Consider the following 9,938-nt stretch of genomic DNA (forward strand, 5'->3'; position numbering starts at 1 on the left):
AGCGCTGGCTTATACATTCGCAACACCCATTACTTCAGGACAGTGAGGTAGTGAACATCGATCTCCGTGCGGCCGCCGTCATGGTCAATCTCTCCTGAGATGCGCACTTTTTTGCCAGCCAGATAGCGGTCGTCGCTATCGTCCTCATCGTCTGTCTTGATACGAATACGTCCGGTTGCATCCTGAAACCAGTAGTGATCGTCATCAGCGCATCCGGTAATCGTCCCGGTCAGAGTGACGTGACGATCGTCATGCATGGTTTTGGCCTGGGCGACGGTCACGTCCTCTCTGGCAAACGCAGAAAATGACCCTGTCAGCGTTAAAACGATGAATAGTATCTTTTTCATTTCTGCTCCCTTATTAAGATCTGAGAAGATCTTTCCTGATGGTTGAAGCGGTTAAAAACTAAAACGATAGCCTGCATTAACCTGACGATGGTTGAAGCGTTCACCCCCGGTCAGGTCAGCTTCCAGAAAGAAAGTATGGTTTTTCCTTTGTGCGCTGATGCCCACACCGTTATTCCAGCCATTGCCCTTGAACGTCATCTTTTCCGGGGAACCATTGAGCGCATAGCGGGCATTGCCTTTGAACTCGCGCAGGAGGCCAGTCTTAACGTAGGTATTAAGCCTGTAATCACGCTGATTAATTTCATATCCGGCCAGCACGCTCGTCCGGCCCTGCAGGGATCTGTAGCCAGCGAGATAGACGGTTAATCCATTGGTTGCCCGAATACGTGAACCGCCCTGCCGACCTGCCGTCATCTGGAACTGCGGTTCCAGATAAAAACCGTTAGTGCCGTCAGAAAAGCGGAATCGCTTACCGGCTTCCAGCGAAGCACTCATGCCTGAGGAGACGCCATTGCCGGAAATGCGGTTCGCCTGCGTATCGCTGACGCTGAACTGGTTTCTCAGCCGGTTGATTTTTACCAGGCCATCAAGGTAGAAACCGGCCTCATTGAACCATGTGGCATACGCGCCAGCATGTTCGGATTTCGTTGTGCCCTTGCCGCTCTGGTAGCGTGGGGAGGCCTCTGTGACACCCATAAATAATCCCAGAGAAACCGGAACGTTTTCAGCAACACGTTTATCCACGCCAAACTGATAGCCGCTGTAATTCATGTTGAAATCGCTCAGCTTACCGTGGGCGAAGCTGTTGAAACGACCACTGACGCCGCGAAGCCAGACATTACCGGTAGTTTGTCCCTGGCGGATATCACCCATGCGCTGCAACAGCGTTTGCGTTTCGGCGTAGTTCATCAGATAACCGATGTTCAGAAAGTTTGCTCCGGCGTCAGCGGTAGAGGTGATGACTGACGATGAGGTGTCTGAAGCGGCAGGCGTTGGCCCGTCGGCTCTTTCCGGCTTCTCATCGGGAACCGGGGTCTCTTCACCAGGCGTAACGCTGGAGTCGGGGTCAGGCGTAACGCCGGAGTCGGGGTCAGGCGTAACGCTGGAGTCGGGGTCAGGCGTAACGCTGGAGTCGGGGTCAGGCGTAACGCTGGAGTCGGGGTCAGGCGTAACGCTGGATTCGCGGTCAGGCGTAACGCCGGAGTCGGGGTCAGGTGTAACGCTGGATTCGCGGTCAGGTGTAACGCTGGATTCACGGTCAGGCGTATCAGCGGAAGGCGTCTCCTCAGGATTCACTTCCGCTTCGCGGTGATCGTCAATCCCAGGTGACGACAGGACCCAGTTAGTACCTTGTTTATTAACGGTATAAACATAGGCGCCCAGTTCAACGTCTGAATTTCCCTTAAAGGTGGCGATACCATCTGAGGTTTCCACGACGGTCAGAACTTCATTACCGGTCGTGGCTGCGCTCCCCTGGTTGAGGATCGTCAGGCCATATTCACCTGCGCTCTTTCCCGTCACCACGATTTTATCGCCGAGACTGTTGTTCCCGTCACCCTCGCCGGCAATATTCGTACGCAGCCGGAAGTCACCCCTGCCGCTCAGACTGGCAATAGTCAGCGTAGAGAAAGCGCGGGTGTCCGTCGCAGCGGAAAGATCAATCAAGGCATTATTCAGCTGCAGGTTATCAACGCCAGAGCTGCTGGCGACCTGCCACTCACTATCGGTCAGGCTAACGTTCAGGTGCCCATCATTGAGGTGACCGCTGACGGCGCTGCCGCGCCAGAGCGAACCGGGAGCAAAGTTAAGATCAATTAATCCGTCGTTAGACACCACGCTACCGTTAATCGCCATTTTACCCTCAGCAGTCACGATGCCGGGGGCATAGCCTTCATAATAGGGGGTTCCTATGGCAATCTCTTCAGGCGCCCCCATATCTATTGTCAAATCGTTAACCAGATTCACCTGACCGCCAGCCATCGCGAGAACGCCATTATTTCCGGATGAGGCGGTCAGGGTCACCCCATCGCCGTTCACCATGCCGCCCAGCAATGACCAGATTCCCGCGCCGCCTGTGGTCTCAAGACGAATATCGGTGTTGTACAGGTTCACCGTTGCGCCTGTTGACTGCGCCGATACGGCATAAGATCCCGAAGAGAAAAGAGTATTACGTTCGTCCTGGCTGCCGAGAAAATTTATTGTGGCGCTGTCATCCATCGCAACCAGGGTACCGCTCTGCTTTGACGCCACAACACTGCCCGCACCGATGGTGACGTCACTCTCCTCCCTGGCTTCGATACCCATGGAATAAGTCCCTGAGGTGCTAATTGCTATGTGGTCGGCCGTCACTTTACCCATGCTAAAGATGGCCGCTGCGTTATCACCATTGGTGATAAGCGTTGTATGACTGCCTAAGCAGGCAATGCTGTCAGACTGAACATTGATCGCGTTTGACGCCTCTCCCAGCGTATTAACCGTTAGCGCGTCGGCGGCAAAGCTGGCCGGACCATCGGCCTCAACGCCTACCAGTGCATCAACCTGAACGCCGTGGCTGTTATGACCATCAGTTTTAATGACGCCGTCCTGACCGATATTGGCATTGCTGCCATATCCTGTGACGACAACGCCATGGCCGCGGTCACCCTGCATAAAAACGTTCAGCCTGTTCGCCTTGAGCGAGGATCCAAAGCCAACCGTAATTCCGTGAGCCGCCCGGGTTCCTGTTACTGAAACGGAGGTATCAGAGCCTAAGTCTGCTTGGGAATACTTACCCAGCAGATCAATACCAACTGCGCTCAACCCCGTGACGTTCAGCTTCAGGTTATTTGCGGTGAGCGTACTTTCAGGCCCCCGCACGACAATGCCCTGGCTGGCAACATCGGGACCGTTGACGCTGATGGTGCTATCCGTGCCCGCATCAACCTTACCGGTCATTGTCAGGGGGACGAGAATGCCGTACAGCGTGCCGATATCTTTATCCGCAATCAGCATCGTGCCATCCTCAAGCGTAATGTCACTGCCTCTCTGACTGCCTGTCATCGCCGTCTGACCAACCCCAGGCCATGCGCCAAGGCCGCAGGCGATGATTAACGCTTTCGCAAGCATACTCAGTTCGAATTTATTATTCATTCTTTAACTCTTCCTTAAGATTTAATTATCAGGTTATTAATGTCTGGACGACTTTGCGCAAAGATTGATGCGTATAAATAAGCCGAAGTCATTTCTCCGAAGAATGAGAGGGAAACAGAGTGCTAATGTGCCCTGTAATTGAAAAGGGATTGTGAAAAACGTTGAGATTATGCCGCTGCCGCTTAATGAGTGTAAAGATGATGGAAATGTCTCTGACCCATGTTCCTGTACCGCAATAAATGCCGTGAAATAATCATATTTATGATTTTTAAGGCTTATTTAAGGTGTGCTGACGAGGCTGTTTGTTAATTTTGTTCATGTGCGGTCTTTTTTGAGGGTGTTTATCTTTATCAGAATTAACGGTTTAATGAAGATGTTTAAAGCAAGTTCAGACGTGTTGATAAAACGTTGACCGATGAATGAGTAACATGCTTTCTGATAAAGAGAATAGAATTATTTGCGATTTTTTCTCAGCTTAATAATTTGCATTGTGCATTAATGTGTTTTTGAAACAGGGCGAATAGCGCTGAGCGGATAACACATTGGCAGACATATATGCTAAATTTTAGCGACGTCTATTCAGGAGCTCCTGTTATGAAGATCAATAAGATGGCCCTTTCTGCCGCGCTTATCACGGCCGGGTTGCAGCTGACGGCATGCGCGCAACAGCACTCTCAACCCCGGCCGTTAAATATGCATAACCCTGCGGCTGACTGGTGTATCCAGTCGGGCGGAAAGCTTTCGCAGGTTCAGACCGACAAAGGCGTGATCGGATATTGTACGCTTCCTTCAGGTGAACGCATTGAGGAGTGGGCGCTTTATCACCGCGACCACCCTGAAAAGGATCTTTCTAAGTAATATTGATAAAGGCTGTAAGAGAGGCGATAAACCCGGTTTGTCGCCTCTTTTCTTTTGTCCCCTTTCTTTTTTTCCCTGCTCACTGACATGCTCTCTCTGCCAGCAATCGGGAATTTTCCGGGCACGGTAAATTTTTTCCGGTTTCGTTCAGGCCAGAATAATTCAGATTTAAACCTCTCCACCCGCAGTTGCGACAGCTATGCTGAACGTTTCTCTGCTAAAAAATCATGAGGTGAATCATGCAGGCTTTGACCTTAACGTCTCCTGGCGGGCTGGATAATCTGACTCTGTCCACTCTGGCCGATCCGGGCAGGCCTGGAGAGGGGGAAGTTCGCGTGGCGATACATGCGACTTCGCTCAACTATCACGATCTGCTGGTGGCAGAAGGCGCGATGCCGACGGCCCACCAGCGCATTCTGATGGCAGACGGTGCGGGCGTGGTAGAAGAGGTCGGTGAGGGGGTAACGGAATTTGCTGTGGGTGACCGGGTCGTCTCCTGCTTTTTCCCGCAGTGGGCAGATGGTCTGCCTTTTAGTCGGGTTGCCGACTTCACCTGCACGCCGGGCGATGGTGCTGACGGTTTTGCAGCGGAATATGTGGTTCGTCCCGCGTCGCATTTTACGCATGCCCCAGTGGGCTGGAGCCATGCTGAAGCCGCCACCCTTACCACCTCCGGGCTAACCGCCTGGCGCGCCCTGGTGGGCGACGCCATCTTAAAAGCCGGTGACACCATGCTGGCGCTGGGCACGGGCGGGGTATCAATCACGGCTCTGCAAATCGCTAAAGCGATGGGGGCGCGCGTGATTATTACCTCATCGTCTGACGAAAAGCTGGCACAGGCGCGTACGCTGGGAGCCGATGAAACTATCAACTACAGATCCACACCCGACTGGGGTAAAGCGGTGCAGGATCTCACCGATGGCACTGGTGCTGACGTGGTAATCGAAGTTGGTGGGCCTGGCACGCTGGCGCAGTCTGTAACTGCGGTTCGCACTGGCGGACATATTGCGCTTATTGGCGTACTGACTGGCCATGAAGGCGTGGTTCCGACATCGCTGTTAATGGCTAAGCAAGCAAAAATTCAGGGACTGATTGTAGGTAACCGTCGCCAGCAGCAGGATTTTATCCGCGCCCTGAACCAGACCGGTTTACGTCCGGTAATTGGCCATCGCTTCACAGGACTCTCGTCTCTTGCTGACGCCTTTGCCCTTCAGCGCAGCGGCAAACATTTTGGCAAAATCACTGTAGAGTGGTAAACCGGGCACGTAACACCACAGCTGGAGAGAAAGCGTTCTCAGAACCTCCGGGCTAATTCCATACGCAAACATCCGCATCAGCATAGCCTGAAGAAACGCCTGACGCTAAGCGACAGGCGTTTTTTTACAACATCGGTGTGGTTGAAAAAGGGGCTAAAACCAGACCTGTATCTCTGCAAGAGGCGGGCTTACTGGTGAGCAGTTGACCGCATTATTGCCTGGCAGGGAGCGCTCAGCTTAAAAAACGGCACGCATCAGATGACGGTGATCGCGGTGAGGTTAAACGGTTGAAAGACGAGTGCTGGCTACTGACCAGCGTGTGGCTGTGCAGTCACTGTACCGGCGCAGGAAAAGCCGCTCCTGATTTATGCCACGTTGAAACCAGCCTGCCGCCACCGTTGCGTGTGCAGCTGTCGCCGGGCAGGTGGGGAAGGAAACTGACTTATGCTGTGCACACCAGCCTGATGTTTACAAAGCATCGCTCTTTTTTACAGAGACAGCGATGAGCGTCTTCGTTGATGCCATTGACCGGGTAGTTCGCTATCGTGGTTTGCTCGAGCCGATGTTAAAAGAGGAGGGCTGTCTGCATGATCCCCTTAAACAAGATTCGGAAAATTCGCGCCGTTTTATCTGAACAGAAAAATGGTCGTTAAAAGTACGGCTGGACCAGCCTGCTCGCACCACTTGTTTCAGCGCTCTGTGGATTTTACTGACGCAGCTGGCAGCATATTGCGATCTTATCGCGCTGGATAATGTGGCGGGTAGTGAAGTAAACAGTGAAGAGCAGGTCTGATCTGTTCGTGGCTACGATTTACTGCGTTTTGTTCAGATAAGGCAGAATACATTTTTAACCAGTACTGAACAGATTAAAGCGAAGTTTTATACTTTTTTTATGCATTAACATCTCCTGGCCTGCTTGCTCAGGCAATCATCTTCCTGATTTATTGCACTGCCTTGTCTGTGGAGTGTTATTCCTTTAAATTTTTCATTGTGTTTTATTTGGGGTATGGATGTTTTTTATTTCTGATTTTTTTATCATTTTTTTAATTAAAAGATAACTTTGATTTCATAATGGATTTATATTTTATTTGGTTAATAATCAATGGCCTGCATTTTTATGGTGCAAGTTTTGGCGTTTTTTTGATGGTGATTATTTTCTCTTAAAGCGTGCTGCCGTAGCTTTTTACCTGACAGTGATATGATTGGTTTTCTTGTTAAGGATAGGTCTAAAAATAATTTTAACTACAGGAATATCCATTGAAAAAATTAGGTAAATCGGCTTTTTACTGTACGGCTTTCATCTGTACCACCTCCTATGCAGGTATTATGAGACACGATATTTCCGCTCAGGAATATCGCGATTTTGGTGAAAATCTGGGTAAGTATGCGGTCGGTACAACCCATATCCCGGTGTATAAAAAAGATGGCTCAGTTTCCGGCTATCTTAATTTCCTGATGCCCGATTTTGGCATGGTCGCGACCAACGGTTACAGCACCCTGGTTGCTGCTTCTTATGTTGCCAGTGCCAGACACAATACCGGCTATAAAACGGTCGGATTTGGTAACGGTGCGCAATACGGCGCATCTTACCGCTTGATTAATCGCAATGATTCAACCGAGTCCAGTATTGATTTTCATTTACCCCGCCTGAACAAGGTGGTCACCGATGCAACGATCGCAGGCACGGTAGAAAAATCGGAGATCATGAAAAAGGATAGCGCCCGCTACTCCTGGTACACGCGGGTGGGCGGCGGTACGCAAAGCCAGGTCAGCGATGATCAGACAGAGCGCATCACCCTGAGCGGGGCTTATAAATGGGTGAGTGGCGGAACCGTCAATGCCAGTACGGTCAGGTTCACCTCCGGCACTTTACAGGCCAGCAGCTACGGTCCTGAAAATTCGCTGACCTCTCCGCTTGCCATCGGTACCATGGGGGGGGACAGCGGCAGTCCGCTTATGGTCTATGACGAACAGGAAAAACGCTGGAAAGTGGCAGGTGTGCTGCATGGCATTTACACAAGCAATAAGGTTTTTGATCAGACCAGTCTCTGGGAGTACATTCCAGACGGATATATTACGAAGACAATAGCAGCCAACACCTCCCCGGACGTAACAGACAGGGCAGATGAAGGGGGGCTTTACTGGAACGATAATGGCATCGCCCAGGGCAGCTCTGTCTGGTCATGGACGGGGCTGGACGCATCGTATGCAGGCGTTGCACCCTCAACTGCAACCAATGAAGAACTCGATGCGACAAAAGATTTGCGCTTCAACGGCGCAGGTGGTCCGGTCATACTCAACGCGCCCGTCAATATGGGCGCGGGCAAGCTCCAGTTCTCGAACAACTACACCGTTAAATCGGCAGAGGGTCTGAACGCCACCTGGACAGGGGGCGGTATAGAGGTGGATGCGGGCAAATCGGTGCTGTGGCAGGTCAACGGCGTCGCAAATGATGCCCTGCATAAGATCGGCACAGGCACGCTGCACGTCAATGCGGAAGGCGTTAACAAGGGCAGCCTGAACGTCGGGGAGGGGACCGTCATCCTGGATCAGCGCGCCGATGCCAGCGGCAACAAACAGGCCTTCTCATCGGTCACGCTGGTGAGTGGACGTCCAACGGTTGTGCTAGGCGATGCCGATCAGGTTGCCAGCAGCAACATTTATTTTGGCTACCGTGGCGGCACGCTGGATTTAAATGGTAATGCCTTAACCTTCAAAAAAATTAACCATACCGACAGCGGCGCCACCCTGCTCAGTCACCACAGCGACAGCCGGGCCAGCCTGAATATTACCGGCTATACCCGAGATGACATCACGTTTAATACGTTCAGCAGCAGCAATCCGAAGGGAACGCCGGGTTCAATCTATGTCTATAAAAACCCCTATACCAAAGACACCGAATATTTTCAGCTAAATACCAGCTCTTACTGGTACTTCCCTACCAATAAGAAAAGTACGTCTACCTGGACCTATCTGGGAACCGATGCGAATGCTGCGGTGGACTACCGTCTGACACAGCTGAACCAGCAGGTCTTTCGCGGTTTTCTGGGGGAAACAGATGAAGGCGCCGTTAACGGTGCTATGGACGTTAACATTCGTCCAGATAACGCCACGGCGATAACTGCACTGACCGGGGGAATGAACCTGAATGGCGACCTGAACGTTAACGGCGGCACGGTCATTCTGTCTGGGCAGCCGGTTGCACATGCGGGTGGCGTCGTGGTTGATGATGACTGGTCTACGTCGTTGTTCAAAGCCAGCAGCATCAATGTGGGCAAAAAGGCGATTTTTCAGGCCGGAGAGTATGCCAGCGTGAGTGCGAACTTTGTCGCTGACGAATCAGCTCGCCTTGTATTCGGATATAACGACAGTGACAAGGTGGAGGAGAAAAGCTGGCGCTGCTACCAAATTATCTATAAGGATGAGGTGACCTGTAGCCAGCCCGTGCGTGACGACAATACGCTGGCGCGTCTGCCTGCCACTACGGTGACCGGCGATGTTCAGCTGGCGAATAACGCCAGCCTCTACCTCGGCAAAGTCAGCTACCAGGGGGCGGTTACCTCAACGGGCACAACCCGCATGACGCTGGATACCCATGCGAGCTGGACAATGACCGGCAGCAGCAATCTGAGCTCACTACGGGCCCATAGCGGAGCGACGCTCTCAATGGTGCCAGCAGGAAGCTGGTCGGCAAAAAATCTGACCGTTGATTCACTCGATGCAACGGGCCTGGAGATAAATTTAGGCGTTAAGCCATCAACACTGGAAAGTGACAAACTGACCATTAACAGCACTGCCAGTGGCGGCAGTAACATACTGGATGTGAATTTGCTGGTGGATGCCGGTGAACAGATTGCGCTGAAACAGGATCTGGTCATGATCGATGCGCCAGCGGGCACGGCGCATGACTACTTCTCCTTTGCCAGCAGCTACAGCGGCTTTAGTGTCTATACACCTGACTATCAGGTTAAAGATGAGGACGGCCGGGTTCTCTGGGTTCTGGAGCATAACGCATCGGACCGTCCGGCTGTGTCAGATAATCCAGCTGCGTCAGATACGCCGACTGCATCAGACAGTCCAGCTGCGTCAGATACGCCGACTGCATCAGACAGTCCAGCTGCGTCAGACACACCGGCAGCGTCAGACACACCGGCAGCGTCAGACACACCGACAGCGTCAGTCACACCGGCAGCGTCAGACACACCGGCAGCGTCAGACACACCGGCAGCGTCAGACACACCGGCAGCGTCAGACACACCGACAGCGTCAGTCACACCGACAGCGTCAGTCACACCGGCAGCGTCAGACACACCGGCAGCGTCAGACACACCGGCAGCGTCAGACACAC

At 52.3% G+C, this 9,938-nt stretch carries 5 protein-coding genes; 3 read left to right on the forward strand and 2 right to left on the reverse strand.

Annotated features, from left to right (window positions below):
- Window positions 1–29: 29 nt before the first annotated feature.
- Window positions 30–347 carry a NirD/YgiW/YdeI family stress tolerance protein gene (locus HP564_RS18365; protein ID WP_371245271.1) on the reverse strand — a complete coding sequence of 106 codons (318 nt, stop codon included), beginning with the start codon at window positions 345–347 and terminating at the stop codon, window positions 30–32.
- Between the two features lie 51 nt (window positions 348–398).
- Entirely contained in the window at window positions 399–3,476 is a 3,078-nt protein-coding gene (locus HP564_RS18370) for an autotransporter outer membrane beta-barrel domain-containing protein (protein WP_371245272.1), read from the reverse strand.
- Between the two features lie 594 nt (window positions 3,477–4,070).
- On the opposite strand from HP564_RS18370, the gene HP564_RS18375 reads away from it, so the two are divergent.
- The 3 genes from HP564_RS18375 to HP564_RS18385 all read left to right on the forward strand — a co-directional run.
- Window positions 4,071–4,334 carry a DUF333 domain-containing protein gene (locus HP564_RS18375; protein ID WP_371245273.1) on the forward strand — a complete coding sequence of 88 codons (264 nt, stop codon included), beginning with the start codon at window positions 4,071–4,073 and terminating at the stop codon, window positions 4,332–4,334.
- Window positions 4,335–4,573: 239 nt separating this feature from the next.
- Window positions 4,574–5,590 carry an NAD(P)-dependent alcohol dehydrogenase gene (locus tag HP564_RS18380; RefSeq protein ID WP_371245274.1) on the forward strand — a complete coding sequence of 339 codons (1,017 nt, stop codon included), beginning with the start codon at window positions 4,574–4,576 and terminating at the stop codon, window positions 5,588–5,590.
- A gap of 1,326 nt (window positions 5,591–6,916) precedes the next feature.
- The coding region (locus tag HP564_RS18385; protein ID WP_371245275.1) for a S6 family peptidase at window positions 6,917–9,938 on the forward strand (3,022 nt) is incomplete at its 3' end.

Origin of the sequence: Pantoea sp. KPR_PJ (assembly GCF_041386365.1) — a bacterium.
Lineage (GTDB): Bacteria > Pseudomonadota > Gammaproteobacteria > Enterobacterales > Enterobacteriaceae > Pantoea.

Excerpts from the sequence above, each read along its gene's own strand:
- HP564_RS18365 (WP_371245271.1), bottom strand. The coding sequence starts at position 347 with ATGAAAAAGATACTATTCATCGTTTTAACGCTGACAGGGTCATTTTCT.
- HP564_RS18370 (WP_371245272.1), bottom strand. The coding sequence starts at position 3,476 with ATGAATAATAAATTCGAACTGAGTATGCTTGCGAAAGCGTTAATCATC.
- HP564_RS18375 (WP_371245273.1), top strand. The coding sequence starts at position 4,071 with ATGAAGATCAATAAGATGGCCCTTTCTGCCGCGCTTATCACGGCCGGG.
- HP564_RS18380 (WP_371245274.1), top strand. The coding sequence starts at position 4,574 with ATGCAGGCTTTGACCTTAACGTCTCCTGGCGGGCTGGATAATCTGACT.